The sequence below is a fragment of the Nitrosophilus alvini genome (assembly GCF_015100395.1).
Classification (GTDB): Bacteria; Campylobacterota; Campylobacteria; order Campylobacterales; family Nitratiruptoraceae; genus Nitrosophilus; species Nitrosophilus alvini.
This window is the reverse complement of sequence record NZ_AP022847.1, coordinates 300,119-321,084: the sequence shown is the minus strand read 5'-3', so window position 1 is coordinate 321,084 and position 20,966 is coordinate 300,119. Positions and strand designations below refer to the sequence as shown.

General features: G+C 38.9%; 19 protein-coding genes. 5 read left to right on the top strand and 14 right to left on the bottom strand.

Annotated features, from left to right (window positions below; translation table 11 throughout):
* Positions 1-4: 4 nt before the first annotated feature.
* Complete coding sequence (gene gmhB / locus EPR_RS01820; RefSeq protein WP_200763490.1) at positions 5-511, bottom strand: D-glycero-beta-D-manno-heptose 1,7-bisphosphate 7-phosphatase; 507 nt, start codon at positions 509-511, stop codon at positions 5-7.
* A gap of 187 nt (positions 512-698) precedes the next feature.
* On the opposite strand from gmhB, the gene EPR_RS01815 reads away from it, so the two are divergent.
* Positions 699-1,001: a c-type cytochrome gene (locus EPR_RS01815; RefSeq protein ID WP_200763488.1), complete on the top strand. Its 303-nt coding sequence runs from the start codon at positions 699-701 to the stop codon at positions 999-1,001.
* 42 nt (positions 1,002-1,043) lie between these two features.
* On the opposite strand, the gene ccoS is transcribed toward EPR_RS01815, so the two are convergent.
* The 3 genes from ccoS to EPR_RS01800 all read right to left on the bottom strand — a co-directional run bounded on the left by ccoS (position 1,044) and on the right by EPR_RS01800 (position 4,384).
* Entirely contained in the window at positions 1,044-1,277 is a 234-nt protein-coding gene (ccoS, locus tag EPR_RS01810; RefSeq protein WP_200763486.1) for a cbb3-type cytochrome oxidase assembly protein CcoS, read from the bottom strand.
* A gap of 70 nt (positions 1,278-1,347) precedes the next feature.
* Complete coding sequence (locus EPR_RS01805) at positions 1,348-3,768, bottom strand: heavy metal translocating P-type ATPase (RefSeq protein ID WP_200763484.1); 2,421 nt, start codon at positions 3,766-3,768, stop codon at positions 1,348-1,350.
* A gap of 106 nt (positions 3,769-3,874) precedes the next feature.
* On the bottom strand, positions 3,875-4,384 hold the full coding sequence (locus EPR_RS01800) for an asparaginase domain-containing protein (RefSeq protein ID WP_234697150.1): 510 nt from the start codon (positions 4,382-4,384) through the stop codon (positions 3,875-3,877).
* 79 nt (positions 4,385-4,463) lie between these two features.
* Between EPR_RS01800 and EPR_RS01795 the strand changes: the two genes are divergently transcribed.
* The 4 genes from EPR_RS01795 to EPR_RS01780 all read left to right on the top strand — a co-directional run bounded on the left by EPR_RS01795 (position 4,464) and on the right by EPR_RS01780 (position 9,111).
* On the top strand, positions 4,464-4,856 hold the full coding sequence (locus EPR_RS01795) for a hypothetical protein (RefSeq protein ID WP_200763482.1): 393 nt from the start codon (positions 4,464-4,466) through the stop codon (positions 4,854-4,856).
* 479 nt (positions 4,857-5,335) lie between these two features.
* Complete coding sequence (rho, locus tag EPR_RS01790) at positions 5,336-6,646, top strand: transcription termination factor Rho (protein WP_234697149.1); 1,311 nt, start codon at positions 5,336-5,338, stop codon at positions 6,644-6,646.
* 50 nt (positions 6,647-6,696) lie between these two features.
* Positions 6,697-7,449 (top strand): glutamate racemase, encoded by a 753-nt coding sequence (gene murI, locus EPR_RS01785; RefSeq protein ID WP_200763480.1) that lies wholly within the window; start codon positions 6,697-6,699, stop codon positions 7,447-7,449.
* Between the two features lie 63 nt (positions 7,450-7,512).
* Positions 7,513-9,111, top strand: a complete 1,599-nt coding sequence (locus EPR_RS01780) for a DNA polymerase III subunit gamma/tau (protein WP_420827465.1) — start codon at positions 7,513-7,515, stop codon at positions 9,109-9,111.
* Positions 9,112-9,134: 23 nt separating this feature from the next.
* Here EPR_RS01780 and EPR_RS01775 read toward each other — a convergent pair whose 3' ends face one another.
* The 10 genes from EPR_RS01775 to leuS form a co-directional block, all read right to left on the bottom strand.
* Positions 9,135-10,730 (bottom strand): ABC-F family ATP-binding cassette domain-containing protein, encoded by a 1,596-nt coding sequence (locus tag EPR_RS01775; protein WP_200763477.1) that lies wholly within the window; start codon positions 10,728-10,730, stop codon positions 9,135-9,137.
* Positions 10,730-11,071 (bottom strand): nucleotide pyrophosphohydrolase, encoded by a 342-nt coding sequence (locus EPR_RS01770; RefSeq protein ID WP_200763475.1) that lies wholly within the window; start codon positions 11,069-11,071, stop codon positions 10,730-10,732. Before EPR_RS01770 ends, EPR_RS01775 begins: the two co-directional genes overlap by 1 nt.
* Positions 11,068-11,742 (bottom strand): 3-methyladenine DNA glycosylase, encoded by a 675-nt coding sequence (locus EPR_RS01765; protein WP_200763474.1) that lies wholly within the window; start codon positions 11,740-11,742, stop codon positions 11,068-11,070. The genes EPR_RS01770 and EPR_RS01765 overlap by 4 nt, the downstream gene beginning before the upstream one ends.
* Positions 11,743-11,756: 14 nt before the next feature.
* A complete protein-coding gene (locus EPR_RS01760) occupies positions 11,757-12,569 on the bottom strand; it encodes a TIGR00282 family metallophosphoesterase (protein ID WP_200763472.1) in 813 nt (270 codons plus the stop codon).
* Positions 12,566-15,565, bottom strand: coding sequence for a transcription-repair coupling factor (gene mfd, locus EPR_RS01755; protein ID WP_234697148.1), 3,000 nt, complete (start codon positions 15,563-15,565; stop codon positions 12,566-12,568). Before mfd ends, EPR_RS01760 begins: the two co-directional genes overlap by 4 nt.
* On the bottom strand, positions 15,543-15,845 hold the full coding sequence (locus EPR_RS01750) for a bactofilin family protein (protein WP_200763470.1): 303 nt from the start codon (positions 15,843-15,845) through the stop codon (positions 15,543-15,545). The genes mfd and EPR_RS01750 overlap by 23 nt, the downstream gene beginning before the upstream one ends.
* Positions 15,842-16,744, bottom strand: coding sequence for a M23 family metallopeptidase (locus EPR_RS01745; protein WP_200763468.1), 903 nt, complete (start codon positions 16,742-16,744; stop codon positions 15,842-15,844). The genes EPR_RS01750 and EPR_RS01745 overlap by 4 nt, the downstream gene beginning before the upstream one ends.
* Positions 16,713-17,882 carry a bifunctional folylpolyglutamate synthase/dihydrofolate synthase gene (locus EPR_RS01740; protein ID WP_200763466.1) on the bottom strand — a complete coding sequence of 390 codons (1,170 nt, stop codon included), beginning with the start codon at positions 17,880-17,882 and terminating at the stop codon, positions 16,713-16,715. The genes EPR_RS01745 and EPR_RS01740 overlap by 32 nt, the downstream gene beginning before the upstream one ends.
* Positions 17,879-18,403 (bottom strand): LPS assembly lipoprotein LptE, encoded by a 525-nt coding sequence (gene lptE / locus EPR_RS01735; protein ID WP_200763464.1) that lies wholly within the window; start codon positions 18,401-18,403, stop codon positions 17,879-17,881. The genes EPR_RS01740 and lptE overlap by 4 nt, the downstream gene beginning before the upstream one ends.
* A 90-nt stretch (positions 18,404-18,493) precedes the next feature.
* Entirely contained in the window at positions 18,494-20,944 is a 2,451-nt protein-coding gene (gene leuS / locus EPR_RS01730; protein ID WP_200763462.1) for a leucine--tRNA ligase, read from the bottom strand.
* Between the last annotated feature and the right edge of the window lie 22 nt (positions 20,945-20,966).

Genomic DNA, 20,966 nt, shown 5'->3' with positions numbered 1-20,966 from the left:
CCTTCTATACTTTAATAATTGAAATTGTATCCAAAATCGAATTAACTTTGAATTTCGCTGAAGTGTCGATATCCCCAATCAATATGGTATTTTCTATCCCCGCTCTGTGTGCAGCTTCGATATCCCTCTCTTTATCGCCGATCATCCATGATTTTTTAAGGTCTATATCAAAATCTTCGGCAGCTTTTTTTATCATACCAGGTTCCGGTTTTCTGCATATGCAACCATCTTCCGGTTTATGAGGGCAAAAATAGACTCCATCGATTTTTACCCCTTTTTTTTCAAACTCTCCAAGCATCCATTCTGTCAGCTTTTCAAAATCTTTTTGAGTATAGTAGCATCTCCCTATTCCGGATTGGTTTGTTACGATAATTAACAGATATCCCAATTTCCTAAAATGCTTCAACGCTTTGAAAACACCTTTGGAAAACTCGAAATCCTCTTTTTTATATACATAGCTCTTATCTATATTTATAACCCCGTCTCTATCTAAAAAAACCGCTTTTCTCACTGTTTCTCCATCTTTTTTTAATTGATTTTGCCTTAATCTTTCTTACTTTGATTTTAAAATTTCAACAAATTTAGATATTGAAATAGTTAAGAAAAATTATCTACGATAAAGAATTCTTTACCTATAATTAGGACGTAATTAATCCAAATTGTACAAAAATTTTGTACAAAACAATCAAGGAGACACAATGAAAAAATTGGCAATCGTTGGACTAATCGCCGCTGGCGCAATGTCACTAATGGCAGCTGACGGAGCAGCTCTTTACAAAAAATGTGCCGGATGCCACGGTGCTAAAGGTGAGAAAAAAGCTCTTGGAAAATCTGCGCCTATCGGTGGATGGGATGTTGCAAAGCTTGTTGAAGACCTAAAAGGATATAAAGCTGGAACTAGAAATGTTTACGGAATGGGCGCTCTTATGAAGGGACAGGTTGCATCTTATAGTGATGCAGATATTCAGGCTGTAGCTGAATATATCCACGGTCTTAAGTAATTTTTCCCCGGGCTTTCTGCCCGGAAAACCTCTTTAAAAATATTAATCAGGCATTATCCTTTTATCTTTTCTTCTTTTTTCAAGTGCTTTTTTCTTTTTTTCTTCCATCATAACAGCATCTTTAAGTTCCTCTTCCCCGTCAAATCTCGCACCGTCAAGAAACTTACCATAATCATCAAACTGACCGGTTCTAAGTCCCCACAAAAGCGCAGCCAGCCCCAACGCCCCCAACAGGGTGGAAACGACAAGCATCATAACAACTACGCCACTACTCATAATTTTCCTTTAAATTCGTAATTCATTATTCGTGATTTGTGATTCGTGATTCGTGATTCGTAATTGGCAATCAGTATTCACTCACACTCACACTAACTCTCTTTATCCTGATCGAATTTCCCACTACAAGCAAGGAACTCAGCGACATAGAAATAGCTGCTATCAGAGGATTCACAAAACCCGCTACAGCCAAAGGCAAAGCTATTGAGTTATATATCAAAGAGAGAGCAAGATTTTGTTTCACAAATTTATAGACTCTTCTGCTTATAACATAAGCATTATAAAGGGTCTTGGGCTCTTCGTCAAGAAGGACAACATCACTTACACTTATTGCGATATCCGCTCCGCTGCCCATAGCTATGGATATATCACTCAAAGACAAAGCCACTGTGTCATTTATACCATCTCCTGCCATCACTATGATATGCCCTTCTTTACGAAACTCCTCTATCTTCATAGCTTTTTCCTGCGGCAGAAGTTTTGCGTAAAACTCCTCTATACCAACCTCTTTTGCAACTCTTTTTGCAGCTTTTTCATTGTCTCCTGTAAGCATTACAACTCTAATGCCTATCTCTTTTATTTTCTTTACAGCTTCTGCAGCTCCGCTTCTTGGTGTGTCTCTAAGTTCAAACAGGGCACACACTTTATCATCTATGGCAAAAATAAAAACGGAATCTTCCCCTTCATACTCAAATTTTATACCCTTTTCTTTAAGTAGTTCCGGATTTCCTCCTATTAGTCTCTTTCCTTTATATTCCGCTACTACTCCTTTTGCTTCTATAGATTCTATATTTTCCAGCTCCAGCGTTTTTACTCCTTCATCCTTTATAAAATCCGCAACTCCCCGGCTTATAGGATGATTTGAAGTCAAAACAAGCGAGTAAAGAAACGAGCGGTCAAACTCTTTCAAAAATGAGGCGTCAACAACTTTCGGTTTTCCTTCGGTAATCGTTCCGGTTTTATCCAAAACAAGCATATCACTTTTAGCCATTGTCTCAATAAAACCGGCTTCTTTAAATAAAATCCCGTGTTTTGCCGCCCAATTTATCCCCACAAGTGTAGCCATAGGAGTGGCCAGACTCAATGCGCATGGGCATGCTATTACAATGGCTGAAATTGCAACAATCAACGCTTTTTCAAAAGAGCCTGTATATATATACCATGCTATAAGAGTCAATACCGCTATACTCAAAACCGTTACGGAAAAATATCTCGATATCCGGTTTACAAGTTTCTCAATACGAGGTTTTTTGGTGATAGAGTCTTCAAGAAGTGTTATTATATTTGAAAGTAAAGAGGTATTGAAATCTTTTTTGGCTTCATATCTAACTACGCCATCAAGGCATATTGAACCGCTAAGAACCTCGTCACCCTCTTTTTTAAAAACAGGTTCGCTCTCTCCTGTAAGCGAGCTTTCATCAAAAGATGCCGAACCAGTAACTATAGTCCCATCTATCGCAACTTTTTCGCCCGGCTTTAACTCTATCAAATCCCCCGGGCGAACGGCTTCTATACTTACAAGAGCTTTTTCATTGTCTTTTATCACAGTTACTTCCGTGGGAACAGTTCCCAGGAGCTTATCTATGGTATCTACAGCATTCTTCTTACTTAAAACTTCAAGATATTTGCCAACCAGCACGAAAGTTACTATCATGGTAACAGAGTCAAAATATACTTCTCCTGTTCTCGTTATCATTGCATAGATAGAGTAAACGTATGCAAGTGTCGCACCGGTCGCTACAAGAAGATCCATAGTAACAAAACCGTTTTTAAGACCGTAATATGCACCCCTAAAATATACCCATCCGCTATAGAAAAGGGCGGGAGTCGCGAGTATAAATTCTGCAACATTCAATATATCTTTAATATCGCGATTCATACCCGTGAAAAAGCCTACATATTTAGCAATAGCAATCCACATTATGTTCATTGTGGCAAAAACTGCAACTAATATCCTGGCATAATAGTCCCGTCTTGCTTTAACGGCTCTCTCTTCTTGCAGTTGTGCATCGTAAGGATAGGCATTGTAACCGATTGATCTTATTTTTCTTATAATTTCAGAGAGTTTTATTTCATCAGGATCCCAGACAATTTTTGCTTTGTTGTTTGAGTAGTTTATCGAAGCTTCTATGATACCGGGAGTCTGATGCAAAACTTTTTCATTTAGCCATACACAAGCTGCACAGTGAATTCCTTCTATAATAAGATTGATTTCATTTAGTCCCTCTTTGCTTTTTTTGACATATTTTTTTTCAAAACCATCAAGATCAAACTTTTCCAGATCATCCTTTTCTGTAGCCGCAACAGCAGGTTCTAGTTTGTTATCCCCGAGTTTGTCATAGAAAGTATCAAGTCCCTCCTCTTTGAGAAGATGATATACCCCCTGGCACCCTTTGCAGCAAAAATATCTTTTTTCGCCGCCTAAATCATCTTCTATCATAACTTTTTCATCAAACTCCAGATGGCAATGGTCACATTTGATTTTCGACAACTATTTTCCTTTTGATTCGTAATTGGTGACTCGTGATTCGTGATTCGTAACTCGTGATTGGCGATTGGTGATCCGTATTCGCCCACACCCACACTAACACTAACATTCATAATCTTTCGGCTTTTCTAAAAGCTCCCTCTTTTTTGTCCTTGAAAATCTTATCGTATGGCAATACAAGGCCGTGCATAGCTATAAAAACTCCCGGCTGGGGATCCAAAATCAGTTTTGAGAGCGCAAGGGAAAAATTTGCAGCCGCTTCGGTTGGATCCATGCCAAACGGTATCATTGAACCGGTAAATATGATACATCTATCTTTTACTCTTTTTGATACATATGCGGCACTTTTATCCATAGTATCGGTACCATGTACTACAATGACCAAATCATTGTCTCTTTTTTCTATTTCATCTGCAATTTGCTCTCTGTCGCTCTCATTCATTTCAAGACTGTCTTTAAAAATAATCCCTTCCAGAATATAGTCTATGTTATCCTTATAGCAGGAGAGTATTTTCTCGACAGCGATATTGCTCTTTGGAACGATTAGTCTGCCTGTTTTCGGTTCATATATCTTATTAAACGTACCGCCGGTATTCAAAATCAAAATCTCTTTCAACATCCGCTCCATTTTTATATAACTGTTTAATATTATTGTAGTGGAATTATATTAAAATAACGGATAATTTTTGAGGTGTTTTATGGAAAATATAATAATTTATGTTACGATTTTGTTACTTTTGGAACTTTATGAGGCATCCTGGCAGAAAGGCACAAATTTTGCCGAAATTTTTTCAAATATCTACAACAGATACCAGAAAGGTATTTTTCAGTTCTTTTTATCACATCCCAGTTTCTATTTTGTTCTTTTCGTAAGCATAAAATATAATATCTATAATTTCTGGATGATGACTATACTGTTTTTGAAATTTCTTGATATTGTCTTTAAACTCTCAATTATAGGCAAACTTGAAAAAGGTGAAAAGATTTGGGAAATTCTGCCTGTTCCCGCAGAAACACAAGTAAATCCCGCTATGTTTTATATCGGAGCGATTGTATATCCAGTGATGCTTTATGCAGCGTTTGTTTCGTGATTGGTGATTGGTGAGCAGTTTGCTCAACCTTCAACCTTCGTCCTTCTTCCTTATTCTTTCGTCCTTATTCGGTGAACTGGCGTCTGGCGGTGCAATCGCTCCGCTCTGCACATCGCCATCGCCGTGCATTCTATAGGTAAACTGGCGTAGGCTATGCAGGCTTCGCCCGCATATTCGCCTCGCCGTGCGAGCCTGAAAAAGCAAAGCAGTTTGCTTTTTCTTTACGGCTCTCCCTTCAACCTTCGTCCTTCAGCCTTCTTCGGTAAACTGGCGTAGGCTATGCAGGCTTCGCCCGCATATTCGCCTCGCCGTGCGAGCCTGAAAAAGCAAAGCAGTTTGCTTTTTCTTTACGGCTCTCCCTTGACATACTGTAGCTGTTTATAATAAAATAACACCATAAATCAAAACCTGATGCTCTTTTTTATATCTACCATCACATTCTTCACTGCAAGAAATTCTAAAAATCACAAGAGGACGCAATGAGCGAAAACACACAGCAAAAATCCAAAAGTAGAACGCATATCCCGGTGGAGGGGTATACAATCGAAGAACTTCGAACCAAAACACTCGATGAACTTGTCGAAATAGCAAGCCAATTGGGAATAGAAAACCCGCAGGAATACAAAAGACAGGATTTGATGTTTGAAATACTCAAATCCCAGGTAAGCAAAGGCGGTTATATACTTTTTACCGGTATTTTGGAAATCACTCCGGAAGGCTACGGTTTTTTAAGAGCTATAAATGCAAACTTCAGCGACACGGTTAATGATGCATATGTAAGCAGTACGCAAATCAGAAGATTTGCACTCAGAACCGGTGATATCGTTACGGGACAGGTAAGGCCTCCGAAAGATCAGGAGAGATACTACGCACTTCTTAAAATTGAAGCAATAAACTATCTTCCACCGGAAGAGAGCAAAAAAAGACCGCTTTTTGACAATCTTACACCACTTTATCCGACTGAAAAATTAAAACTCGAATATGACCCTATGAGGCTTACAGGACGTGTACTGGATCTTTTTACACCAATCGGCAAAGGCCAAAGAGCACTTATAGTGGCACCGCCAAGAAGCGGTAAAACCGAACTTATGAAAGAGCTTGCCCACGGTATCGCAAAAAACCATCCGGAAGTGGAGCTTATAGTTCTTTTGGTGGATGAAAGGCCGGAAGAAGTTACCGATATGGAAAGAAGCGTCAAAGGCGAAGTATACAGTTCGACTTTTGATATGCCTGCAAAAAACCACGTGCGCGTTGCCGAACTTGTCATAGAAAAGGCGAAAAGACGTGTAGAGATGGGGAAGGATGTGGTTATTCTTCTTGATTCCATTACAAGACTTGCCCGTGCGTACAACACAGTTACACCTTCGAGCGGAAAGGTACTATCAGGCGGTGTGGATGCAAACGCACTTCATAAACCAAAAAGATTTTTTGGTGCCGCAAGGAACATAGAAGAAGGCGGAAGCCTTACTATCATATCCACAGCACTTATCGATACCGGAAGCAGAATGGACGAGGTTATCTTTGAAGAGTTCAAAGGAACCGGTAACAGCGAAATTGTTCTTGACAGAAGAATAGCAGACAGAAGAATCTATCCGGCCATCGATATCCTAAAATCCGGAACAAGAAAAGAAGAACTCCTCATCGATCCAAATACCCTGCAAAAAGTCTGGGCTCTAAGAAATGCTATGCAGCAGATGGATGAAATCGAAGCACTCAAATTCCTGTACTCCAAAATGCTTAAAACTAAAAACAACGAAGAGTTTCTTTCGATAATGAATGAAGGAGCGTAGCTCCTTTTTACTCGTTAATTATCACTCTTTGTCGATAGTAAAGGATATATGTGAAAGCCGGAGTTTTTGACAGCGGAATCGGAGGACTCACCGTCGTAAAAAGCCTCATCAGACACAAAATATTTGAGGAGATCGTCTATTTTGGAGATACCGCCCGGGTTCCGTATGGAATAAAAGACAAAAACACCATCATCAGATACTCTTTGGAGGCTCTGGAGTTTTTCAAAAATTTCGACATAGATATTCTTATTACCGCTTGCAACTCGGTTAGTGCATATGCCATACCGGAACTGAGAGAAAATGCTTCTTATCCTGTAGTAGGTGTCATTGAACCGGGAGTTATAGCTCTGGAACGATATGATATAAAAAAAGATGAAAAGATTTTGATTATTGGCACAAAAGCCACTATTTCAAGTGGTAAGTATCAAAGGCTTTTGAAAGAAAAAGGCTATAAAAACATCCTTGCCAAACCGACAGGACTCTTTGTCCCTATCGTCGAAGAGGGGATATTTGAAGGCGCAGTACTTGACAGTTCGATAACCCACTATTTCAATGACATCGAAAAACCTTCAGCGGTAATTTTGGGCTGCACCCATTTCCCTCTGATTGCCGATAAAATAGGCAATTATTTTGATAATAATACTTTTTTGATACATTCCGGAGAAGCAATAGTCGAATATCTGCAGGAAAACTTCGACTGTAATGGAAATTTCAACGAAACGAAGCTTTCGCTGTTCGCCTCTGAAAATCCCGATTATCTTAAAAATGTGGCAAAAAAATGGCTTGGAAAAAATTGTGTATAATAGTGTAACGATTTATGTTTATCCGTTCACGAGTCATAAGCCACGAATCACGAATCAAAAAGGATAAAAGTGTCTGAAGTTTTAGCGCTGAAATACCGTCCGAAACGTTTTGAAGACCTCATCGGACAAAACTCTATATCACAGACTCTCTCTCTTGCACTCGATTCGAAACATCTCTCACATGCATACCTCTTTTCAGGACTAAGAGGCAGCGGAAAAACATCTACGGCAAGAATTTTCTCAAAAGCTCTAATTTGCGAAAACGGACCTACAAGCAAGCCTTGCGAAGTTTGCGAACATTGCAAAGCGGCAAATGAAAACAGGCATATAGATATAATTGAAATGGATGCTGCAAGCAGCAGGAAAATAGATGACATAAGAGATTTGATAGAACAGACAAAATACAAACCGGCATCAGCAAGATATAAAATATTTATCATAGACGAAGTCCATATGCTGACACGCGAAGCATTCAACGCTCTTTTGAAAACTCTTGAAGAGCCGCCCGAATTTGTAAAGTTTATCCTTGCAACAACTGATCCTTTAAAATTGCCTCCCACGATTTTGAGTAGAACACAGCATTTCAGATTTAAAAAAATTTCTGATACAGATATCGTAAATCATCTGACGCATATACTAAATCTCGAAAAAGTGGATTTTGAACCGGAGGCCCTGCAGATACTTGCCAGAAGCGGCTCTGGTTCACTCAGAGATACTCTCACACTGCTTGACCAGGCTATTATCTACTCCAAAGGGGTTGTAAGTGTTCAGACTGTTACTGATATGCTGGGGCTTGTTGACCCTAAAGTAATTGAAAGAATTTATGAAAATATTCTCTCAAGAGACAAAAAAGCGATAAAAGAGAGTGTAGAAACGCTTAGGGACTACGAAGCCGATATGATCATAGATCAGATGATTATTTTTTTAAAAGAGAGACTTTTTGAAGAGGATATCCGGTTTACTCCTATCATTCATGAGAGATTTTTCAGAATACTCAGCGATGCGAAATCTCTTCTTTCGATCAATGCAGATGAAAATTTTGTTTTGACTTTGACTCTTTTGAAAATGAGCGAATCTCTCAAAATAAAAGAGATAGAAGAGCTGATAGAGAGTTTTCAAAACGAGTATGATTTGCCACCTGTGTTGCCTGACACCAAAGATGAGCCAAAAAACAGGCATGTTTCTCCACCTAGACCCCAGTCATCCAAACAGATTTCACCCCAAGCGCTTTTTGAAAAGCTGAAAGAAAAACTGTATGACAGAAATTACGAACTTGGCAAATGCTTTGAAGAGAGCATAAAGTTTATCTCTTTTGAAAATTCCGTTTTGACCTGGGAAAGCGATGCAAAAGGCGAGTGCAGAGAAAAACTGAAAATCTCATATGGAATCATTCGCCATTTCGTTCAGGAAATCTTCGGAATCGATACGAAGATATCCAAAAAAGACCCTGTAAAAAAAAAGAGTGAAGAGCAAAAAATTGAAGCAAATGCCCAGTGCAGCTCTATGATAGAAGAGATAGAAGGAGGAGGAAGCTGTGTAAGCGCACAAGCCGGGCTTGCCGCAAAAGAGATAGATTCCCGGGATATTTTGCAAGAGCCGATGGTTCAAAAAGCAAAAGAGCTTTTTGACGCAAAAAAGATAGTTGTAAAGTCAAAAGTCTGAGAAAATCGATAGATTAGATTTTCTCACTCTCTGCCTGACTCCACAAACTCTTCGTAGTTTCCTCTGAAATCAACAATATTCCCATCATCACCTATATGAATAATCCTGTTTGCAAAAGCATCTATCAGCTCTCTGTCGTGAGTTACGCAGACAACTCCGCCGTCGTATCTGTGCAAAGCTTCTCCGAGAGCAACGATAGCTTCAAGATCAAGATGGTTATCCGGTTCGTCAAGAACAAGAAAATTGGACTTTTCCATCATGATTTTGCCAAGCATCATTCGATGTTTTTCGCCGCCGCTGCAGTTTTGTATATTTTTTTCCTGCTCTTCACCGCTAAATAGCATTCGCCCCAAACACTTTCTTATCTCATCTATATGCCATTTGTGATCAAAGTTTTGTATCCAGTCATATAGTTTCATATCCCCCGTTATTATATCCGTGGTGTTCTGCGGAAAATAGCTCACACTCACCGTTTCGCCCCACTTGACGCTTCCGCTGTCGGGCTCTAGATTTCCCATAATGATCTCAAGAAGTGTAGTTTTACCTGCTCCGTTGTTTCCTATAACAGCTATTTTATCCCCTTTTTCAAACTTAAAAGCAAAATTTTCAAATACTTTTCTTTCGCCATAGCTTTTTGAGATATCGTTTACCTCAAGTATCTCTTTGCCAAGCTCTCTGTGCGTCCTGAAAACTATGCTGGGATCTCTTCTGCTTGATATCTTTATCTCTTCGAGATTCAGTTTTTCGAGCTGTTTTTGTCTGCTTGTAGCCTGTTTCGCTTTTGAAGCGTTTGCACTGAAACGTCTGATGAAATTTTCCAGCTCCTCTTTTTCTTTGAGTTTCTTGTTTCTTTCCGCTTCTGCCTGTTTTGCCAACAGGTTTGCAGCTATATACCATTCGTCATAGTTTCCGGTAAATTCCCTGATAGTTTTAAAGTCCAGGTCAAGTATATGCGTCACAACCGCATTTAGAAAATGCCTGTCATGAGAGATAACAACCATAGTACCCTCATGCCTTTTGAGCTCGTTTTCAAGCCAAGCTATCGTCTCGATATCAAGATTGTTGGTAGGCTCATCGAGCAGAAGAATATCGGGCTTCAAAAAAAGCACCTGCGCCAGCAGTATTTTGAACTTGTCGCCTCCGGTAAGAGAGCTCATAAGGTCATTGTGCCGTGAAGTAGGAAAACCGAGGGCTTCAAGTAGTTTTTCTATATGCACCTCACTCTCGTATGTGGGGTCTTCTTCCGCGCATATCATCTCAAGCTCTGCAAGGCGGTTATTTACCTCATCACTTTCAAAATCACCCTCCATATAAAGCTTCTCTTTCTCTTTTTGCGCCTCATATAGTCTCTTGTTGCCGAAAAGTACTGCATCTTTTAGAGTGAAGTCTTCAAAAGCGTATTGATTTTGGCCGAGAACTCCGAGTTTCAATCCAGGCTGTATCTGTACTTCACCATCCGTAGGCTCAATCTGCCCTGCCAAAATTTTCAGAAAAGTACTCTTTCCTGCTCCATTGGCACCTATGAGACCATATCTTTTGCCTTTGTCCAGTTTTATATTAATATTGTCAAACAAAACTTTTTTGCCGTATCTTTGAGTCAGTTTTTGTGTCGTAAGCATTAACACCCTTTCTTTTTTATACTATTTGCATCTTCTATCTTAAACCTCTTTTCGTTTTTGGCTATCTTTTTCTTCGAAGCCTCATAAAGGTCTATATCCATTACGGAAGAGAGCCTGAGAAGAAAATGAAGGACATCAGCCATCTCTTCTCCTATCTCTTCTCTTTCCTCTTTACTAAACTCTGAAGCATTTTTTTCACACCATAGAAAATGCTCCATAAGTTCTGACGCTTCTATGCTTATAGCCATTGAGAGATTTTTAGGAGAATGATACTTTTGCCAATTCCTCTTTTCTATAAATTCGTCCAAAAGCTTCTGAAGCTCATATATGTTCCCTTTCATGAAAGCAGCCTTTTTATCTTCTCATTTTTGTTCTTTCCTTTGCAGTTCTCCTTGCAAAACTCCACAATCTTTCCGTGAAACCTTGCATATATCATATGAAGCGGCATCTCTTTGCCATAAAGCTCATATATTTTGTCAAGATTTGCATATATACCCTCTATTAACCACTCCTGTATCTCATCATACTCTTCAAACTCGTATCCAAAAGCTCTAAGCAACCGGGAAGTATAGCTGTCTACCACCATAAAATTTTTATAGCAGGCATAGCATAAAATAGAGTCTGCCGTCTCTTTGCCGATACCTTTTTGCTCCAAAAGCCAACGTCTGCTAGGTTTTGCCCTGAATGCTTCGAAACTGCCGAAATCTTTGAGCATATTGATTGCCAGCTTTTTGAGTCTGAATGATTTGGTATTGTAAAATCCGGCCGGTCTTACAGCCTCGGCCAATAGCTTCTGGTCAGCCTCGGCTAACTTTTCAAGACTCAGCAAATCAAGGTTTTTAAGATTTTTCAGTGCCACTTCCACCTTTTCCCATTTGGTGTTTTGCGTTAGAACCGCACCCACAACAACTTCAAAAGTTCCGCTGCCCGGCCACCAGTAAGGGTCTCTCTCTTCTTTGATGAATCCCAGCTTTTTCAGTTTAGCCAAAAGCTCAAAACTGTTGTCTAACATCTGCACCCCTGCAATCAATCACTGACCAGCGCCTTCTGGGAAACAAAATACCCTTCATCATCATATGCCTTTATTTTGTATGTATCTTTGCAGATTCCATCTTCAAGTTCCAAAACGACCATCTGGAAAATCTTTTTACATTTATCGGGAACATCGAACCGTCCCGGAAGTCCCGTCAAAAATCTCTCTATCGGAACTTTTTCATCCACTCCTATTACATTGTCACGACAACCGGTAAGTCCAACATCTGTTATATATCCGGTACCTTTATATATCTCAAGATCATCTGTTCCCACATGCGTATGAGTTCCCGCTATATACGATACTCTACCTCTAAGCATCATCAGAAGCGTTCTCTTTTCACTTGTGGATTCCGCATGAAAATCTATAAAGATATTTTTTATTCCATCCTTTTCGAGTCTCTCTACTTCTTTTAAAACGGTTACAAAAGGATTGTCCACCATAGGCATTGTAAAATGGCCCATAAGATTTATAACAGCAAACTTCTCTCCTGCAATTTCGACAATTTCAACTCCTCTTCCCGGAACGCCTTCAGGATAGTTTACTGGTCTTAAAAGCGCCATAGAATCAAGAAGAGGAACGATCTCTTTTTTATCCCACGTATGATTTCCGCCTGTCATAAGATTTATACCGCATTCAAAAAGTTCAATTGCATTTTTGTGCGTAAGTCCGAAACCGTGACTTACATTTTCATAATTTGCCATTACAAAATCGAGTTCTTCTTCTTTAATAATCCGAGGAAGATAGCTTTTCACCATTTTTCTCCCCGGTTTTCCCACAATATCGCCAATAAATCCTATCTTCATACTTTCTCCCTGCTTTGAGGTGATTTAAGTTCAGACCCGGAAGTTTTTCTCAAATATCTTAGTACCGTGTCGACAATATCGTCATCATCTTTGCTTCTTGCTTTCAAGTGCTCTTTTTTCTCATCCGTATACAGAATAGTAATGTTTTCATTGTAGTTTGAGATCGATTTTATGTTGTTCTGTATAGCGAGGATTTTCATAATCACTATATCTATAAACTGTTTTGTAATATTGTCGAGTCTGCCGAATCTGTCCTCCATCTCCTCTTCAATTTCATATACCTCTTCTACGTTTTCGCAATGGCTGAGTCTTCTGTAGAGTTCGAGTCTGAGCCTGTCTTCTTTTACTGTCTCTTTTGAAATATAGGCGTTGATACTAAGTTTTATCTCTACTTTTTGCTTCTCTTCTTCATTTTTGGTAAGAGCGTTTATAGCATCTTCGAGCATTCTCAGATATAAAGAATATCCGATATTTTTTATATGACCGCTTTGCTGAGCGCCTATGAGGTTTCCCCCGCCTCTTATTTCAAGATCGTGGTATGCAAGCACCTGCCCGCTTCCAAGATATGAATTTGACTCAAGTGCAATCAGTCTCTTTTTGGCTTCATCGGTTATTTTTTCTTTGTTTTCAACCAAAAAGTAGCAATATCCCTCTTTTTTGCCTCTTCCTACACGACCTCTGAGCTGATGAAGGTCCGCTATACCAAACCTGTCCGCTCCGTCTACTATGATGGTATTGACATTTGGCATATGAAGACCTGACTCTACTATCGATGTTGAAAGCAAAACGTCGTATTCTCCCTTCTCAAATCTCAAAAGCTCTTTTTCGCTTACAGTCGCACTCACCCTGGAGTGTAAAACCAATATTTTAAGATCAGCGACAATATTTAAAAGTTCTCTCTTTTTGTCCTCTATTGCGGCAATGGAGTTATATATATAAAAAACCTGTCCGCCTCTTCTTCTCTCTCTTAAAATTACCTCTTTTATGAGTTTTTCATCATACTCTTTTACATATGTTCTTACACCCATTTTGCTCTCGGGAGGAGTTCGAAGTTCACTCAACTCTTTTAGTCGGCTTAGTGCCATGTTCAGACTTCTTGGTATAGGAGTCGCACTCATGGATAGAATATGAACGTCAGTTCTAAGCTCTTTGAGTTTTTCTTTCTGTTTTACACCGAACTTGTGCTCTTCGTCGATAACAACAAGAGCAAGATTCGAAAATTTTGCCCCCAAAATAGTATGTGTTCCGACCACTACATCTATAGTACCTTTTTCAAGCCCTTCCAAAACGGCTTTTTTCTCCTTTTGGCTGACAAATCTGTCAAGTTTCGCTGTCTTTATGCCGTATTTTTCAAATCTATGTACCAAAGTTTTGTAGTGCTGTGAGCTAAGAAGCGTAGTAGGAGCAATCATGGCCGCCTGGTATCCGTTTTTAACTACTGCAAATATGGCATTCATTGCGACTTCCGTTTTCCCAAAACCTACATCGCCGCTTAGAAGCCTGTCCATAACTCTTCCGCTACCAAGGTCGCAAAAGATATCTTCAATGCTTTTTATCTGGTCTTCGGTATATATAAAACCTGCATCATTTTGAAAAAGTTTTATCTCCTCAACTTCGGTATTGCAGACAACACCTTTGGAAATCTCCCTTTTTGCAGCAATTTTGACAATCTCAGAGGCAATTTCGAAAAGTCTCTCTTTCGCTTTTTTCTTAAGTCTGTTAAAACTGCCGCTGCCAAGTCTGTCAAGAACTGCAACCGAACCGCTGTCAGCTATATATCTATCTATGAGATCAAGATTTTCGACAGGAACCAGGAGTTTGTCATCTCCTTGGTATCTCAGGGTCACAAAATCTTTTGTCGCTCCCAGCACCGTAACTGGGGAAATTCCTTCAAATATTCCGATACCGTGGTTTTCATGCACTACATAATCACCTGGTTGCAGTTCATCAAGAATAATGGAAGTTTTTTTGACTCTTCTTTTTTTGACCGGTCTGTTCAGCGATAATATAAGCTCTTCATCCGTGAGGATATTTAAAACGATATCTTTATACACAAATCTCAGATTTTCAAAACTTTTCAGATGCGAACGTCTTATCATAGATTCGTTTTTCGCAAGAACAGTGATTTTTTTCTCTTTGTGGATATCTATAAGAGTGTTTAAGTCGATAGGCTCGATCTCTTTGCAAACGGTGGGTTCGCCTATAGTTTCAAAACAAAGGCTCTTTTTTGGAACAAAACCTTCTGTATTGGCTTGATAAAGATCATCTATTTCGTTTTGCATATCTTTTGCAAAAAAAGCTCTCTTACCCTGCAGCAGCGGTTTTTTGTCCTCAATGTACCAAAAACCCAATGAATCTATATCTTTGATAAAAGCGTCACTCTCGCTCTCAAGAATTTTGGCTTCAAGCTTTTCATACTCCTCTTTTTCCAAAGCCAGAAATGCCGGAATTATACTTATCTTTTCTATCTCCTCTTTTATACTCTTCTGAGTTTCCGGTTCAAAATGCCTTATACTTTCTATTTCATCATCAAAAAGAGAGATTCTGTAAGGCATAGCCGAATCTATGGGAAATATATCGATGATATCCCCTCTGAATGAAACTTCGCCTTTCTCTTCTACGATATCAACAAAACTGTATCCCCAATACAGAAGCCTCTCTTTGATTTCGGCCAGATTCAAAGTTCCGGCAAACTCTATATCGAATTTTTTAAAATATCTTCTTGAGGGCATAAGTCTTGCAGCAGTATCAAGAGGAACAACGGCTAAAGTATCCTTCGTATAAAAATTCCAAAGAGCAGCAAAAAGTTCATCTCTTTCCTCTTTGAAACTTCTTAAATCATCAGGATATCTTGCCCTGAAATCAGGAAAAGGTGTGAAGTCCAGTTCAAAATACTCAGCAACATCACAAACCTCTTTTGCCTCTTTCTCATTCGAGACAATAATCACATCAGCTTTGTTATTTTTCAGAAATTCAAATATCTTCGCCTGAATCACCCACTTCCTTCCTATTTTTTCTGATTTTGCTCTCACCTTCAAACAGACCTTTTGGTTCTATCACTATCTCATCGGTCACTATTTCGCCAAAAACACGTCCTTCGCTCATAATTTCAACACTTCTGGCATCTATCATGCCTTTTAACTCTCCGTTTATTATAATTTTATCGGCATAAACCTCTCCTGTGACTTTTCCCTTTTTCCCGATCACTACAGAGCTGCTTGATTCAATTTTGCCTTCGTATACACCATCGAGATAAAGAGCGCACTCTATCTTCATCTCCCCTCTGATGTGAGTTCCTTCGATGATAATTGTTTTTTGGGAAGGCTGCTTCGCGTTACTGTTTTTACCAAAGAATCCCATGGCACTCTCCTAACTTTTTTAAATATATACTCAAAATCGCTCCTGTTCCATTTGATAAAATAGTAGGGATTGAGCACTCTTTCAATAAACCTTATCTCATAATGCAGGTGCGGACCATTGCTAAGACCTGTATTTCCCGTATACCCTATAATATCGCCCTTCTTCACAAAGTCACCCGGTTTGACTGCAAACTTGTTCAGATGTCCGTAAAATGTCCTGAAACCGTAGTTATGATCAAGTATAACAAGTTTGCCGAATCCGCTTTTTTTATGCTTTGCCGCATACTCTACAACAGCGTCAGCAGGTGCATATACAGGTGTATTCATAGGCGCTCTGAGATCTATGCCTCTGTGAAACTCTTTTGTTTTTTTTATGGGGTGTTTTCTCCAGCCGAAACTCCCGCTTATACCTCTATACTCTACCGGCGAGCCGTTGGGAATATTTGCAAATATAAGCGCAAGTTCCCTTGATGTCAGTGCAGCTGTATCTATCCTTTCGACGATACTGCTTTCAGGAAGGGGTTTTAGTCCTATCAATTTTTCTATATCTTCCAGTTTGTCGCCGATCTCATCGAGCTTTTTTGTTTTATCTTCTATGCTCTTTTTAAGAACTTCATTTTCAAGCAAAAGCTCTTTTTTCTTGTATTCAAGCCTGTCTACCTCTTTTAAAAGGTAAAAAATAGTAATACCGCCTATTAAAATTATCGCAAGCAGTCCGCCCAACAAATACAGGGCAATTTTTTTTATTATCTGATGCAGCGTATACTGTTTTACACCATGAACATCACTGATTGTTATTGTAAATCTTCTTTTCATATATCCTCAAAAATTCCTCTACCACACTGAATGATCCAAATACCAGGTAGTTCTCTTTTTCATCAATTTTATCAAACAGGCAAAAATCTATATCCAACTCATTCAATACAGAAACAAGTAACTCTTTGTCAACCGCACGCTCGTTTGGAATTTCCAGAATTTCAACTCTTTTTATAACAGGTTTCAGTATAGAAAGCACTTTTTTACAATCTTTGTCTTCAAAACTGTTATAAACAAGAATACTGTTTTTTTTAACTGCGGTTTTTATCGCTTCGGCTGCAAGCGGATTATGTCCTACATCTATCGTTATATTGGGGGCAATTTTTTCCATTCTGCCTCTTATTTTAACATCTTTTAGAAGCTCTTTTTCGAAATCCTCACCCAAGGCCTTGAAAGCAGCCGCGGCCAACTGACAATTTTGTGCAAAAAAAGGGGCAAAGCCGGTTTCTTTTATAAACTCTTCGATCTCTTTTTTTTCACTCTCTGTTAAAAAATCGTCTATTTTTTTAAGCTCAGTACCTTTTTGCTTTGCTATATCTTCAGCAATATCATAAATTTTTTTATACTTTTGATAGCCGATGATTGCCCTTTTATCCATACTTCTCAGTTTAGTTTTCGCAATGGATTCTATATCCTCTCCCAAAAATGCCTGATGGTCATAGGCTATAGGTGTAAAGAGAGACAAAACTTTTCTAAATACATTTGTTGCGTCATACTCTCCTCCAAGACCTGCCTCAAGAACTACATAATCACAATCTTCGAAAACTTTCATTGCAAGAAAAGTGGTGTACTCAAAATAGCTAAGACTTTCGACAACCTTTTTAGGAAAAGTTTTTTGAAGTTGGATGTGGGCATTTTCGAGAGTCTCATCCGATACATCTTTGCCCTCAAGCCAGATGCGTTCATTGAATCTTACTATATGAGGTGAGGTATAATGGCCTGTTTTGAATCCTTTTTTATGAAGCATATGCGCTAAAAAGCGGCCTGTACTTCCTTTGCCGTTGGTTCCGACTATATGAATTATTTTGGGAATTACAAGAATATCTTTAACCGACTCATAGGCTTTTGGCATTCTTGTCAGATCGATTTTTTTATAATAAAGAGGTTTTTGTGCGAGGAAATCTTGAAGATTTTTCATATATTTCTGTTTTTAAGATATCCGGTTATTGTTATTTTTGATATAAACTGATCCAAAGCTTTTTTTGAACTCTCTCTAATTGCTTCAAATCTTTTGGAATCGGAAATAACCGCATTTGGCTCTATCGGAAAGTCATAGGTTCCAGTGACTGTAAAACTCTTTGTCTCTTCTTTGTTTGTATATTTTATATTGAGACTGACTCTTGCTCTGTAATATACAACATATCCGTTTTTATCATACTGCAAAGGAGAAAAACTTACACCTCTGAGTTTTACGGAAAGTATAGTATCAGCTTTCTCTTTTTCCGTTAGTTTTCCCTTAAAACGGCTGACTATCGCCTCATTTACAGCATCTTTTATCAATACGGAGTTTTCGGGATCTCTTAGATAAATCTCCACATCGGTATATATTTTATCCCCTAAAACCTTTTTCGCATGCACCGATGCGGGCTTGTAACCGCATCCGGTAAAAATATTTAAAAAAAGCAGATTTGTAATCAAAATTACAAAATATTTTTTCATCTGTTTATCCTGAAATTTAAATGGATACAGCCGATAGTTCTCAATCGACAGTTTTTTGTCCAGTGACAACTTCTATTCTGTTTTTACATCTCATTTGACTACAAAATTTACCAGTCTTCCCGGGACCACTATCTCTTTTACCACTGTTTTGCCTTCTATCCACTTGGCGACTGTCTCTTTCGCTTGTGCAATTATATCCTCTTTTGAGGCATCTTTTGAAACTTCTATCTCGGCTCTTCTTTTTCCGTTTACCGTAACTGCAAGAGTGATATTGGCCTCTTCAAAAACCTCCTCTTTTACAGCTATCTCTTTAAAGTTATTGCGTCCGAAAAGCTCTTCACTGAGCTCCCAGCATATATGCGGAATTATCGGTTCAAGAATATTGAGCAATACAAAATACCCTTCCGTCCAGACATCCTCGTTTTTCTGTGCATTCAAAGCGTTCATAGCTTCCATAGAAGCGGCAATAAGGGTATTGAACGCAAAGTTTTTCTCATAAACATCTTTTGACTTTTTAAGCGCTTCATACACTTTTTTTCTCGCCTCTTTCTCCTCTTTTGACAAAGAAGAGTGATCGATTTGAGGCAAAGAGTCACATTTTCTTGCTTCTGATGATTTTTCATAGAATCTTTTTATAAACCTGTAAGCTCCCTCGACCGCACTGTCATTCCATTCGAGTTCCTTTGAAGGAGGAGCTGCAAAAAGGATAAAGAGTCTAGCTGTATCGGCACCGTATTTTTCTATAATGGAATCGGGGTCTACCACATTCCCTTTCGATTTACTCATCTTTGCGCCGTCTTTAAGTACCATTCCCTGTGTAAGAAGTCTTTTAAAAGGTTCGTCTATATCGATATATCCAAGGTCTCTTAGTGCTTTTGTAAAAAACCTTGCATATAATAGATGCAGTATGGCATGTTCGATTCCCCCTATATACTGGTCTACTTCCATCCAGTAATCGATATCTTTTTTCGTAAAAGGCACCCTTTCCCAATCGTTTTCATTTGTGGTAAATCTCAGAAAATACCAGCTTGACTCGACAAATGTATCAAGAGTATCTGTCTCCCTTATAGCATCGCTGCCGCATTTCGGACATTTGGTATATTTCCATGTTGGATGAATTTCGAGAGGATTTCCTTCACCGGTTATTTCCACATCTTCCGGTAGAGCCACCGGGAGATTCTCTTTCTTCTCCGGAACGATTCCGCATTTTTCACATTTTATCAAAGGAATAGGAGTTCCCCAATATCTTTGGCGGCTCACTCCCCAGTCTTTGAGTTTGAAATTTACTGTTTTTTTCCCTAGTGAGTTTTTTTCGAAATATTCTATAATTCTGTTTTTTGCCTCTTCGCTTGAAAGGCCGCTAAATTCACCACTGTCAAAAAGTATTCCCGGTTCAATGTAGGCTTTTGAGGTATCAATTTCTCCATTCTTTGGTTTAATGACATATTTTATGGGAAGGTTGTATTTTAAAGCAAACTCATAGTCTCTCTGGTCATGAGCCGGAACGGCCATAACAGCACCGCTTCCGTACTCTGTAAGAACAAAGTTTGCAACCCATACCGGAATCTTTTTATGAGTAATAGGATGTGTGACGTAAAGTCCCAGAAACAGCCCCTCTTTTTCAGCCTGTGCTCTCTCCTTTGCAGGAGTATTTTGCATCTTCTTGATTTTTTCTACCGCCTCTTTATCCAATAAAGAGTGTTCGACAAGATACTTTACGATATCGTGTTCAGGAGCAAGGGCTGTATAGCTCACGCCGTATATCGTATCGGGCCTTGTGGTAAATACTTCAAACCCTTCAAATTTAAAATTGAGTTTTTCCATGCTCTCTTTATCGAAATGAAACATGAACTCTAGCCCTTCACTTCTGCCTATCCAGTTTCTCTGCATAGCTATGACCTGTTTCGGCCAGCCGTTTTCAAGCTTTTCTAAACTGTCCAGAAGCTCCTGGGCATAATCGGTTATCTTAATATAGTACTGATCCATCTCTTTTTGGACAACTTCGGTATCACATCTCCAGCATCTACCTTCAATAACCTGTTCATTTGCGAGAACAGTAAGGTCATGGGGACACCAATTGACTGTCCCTTTTTTTCTATACATCAGACCTTTTTCCCACATATCTATGATAAATGCCTGTTCAAACTTCGTATAAAGCTCATCACATGTGGCGAACTCTCTTTTTTTCGAAAAGGAAAAACCCAAAGCGTCAAGCTCTTTTCTCATATATTCAATATTTTCATATGTCCATTTCTTCGGATGTACTCTGTTTTTTATAGCAGCATTTTCCGCCGGCATGCCAAATGCATCCCACCCGATGGGATGCAAAACATTTTTGCCGCTTTTTCTGTAATATCTGGCTATAGCATCGCCTATACAGTAGTTTCTTACATGTCCCATATGTATTCTTCCACTGGGATAGGGAAACATACTCAAAATATATCTCTTCTCTTTTCTATAATCGTTTTGCGGTTCAAAAGAGTCGTTTTCAATCCAGTATTTCTGCCATTTTTGTTCAATCTCTTTGGGATTGTAACTCATTACACTCCTTTTGTCAGTTCAC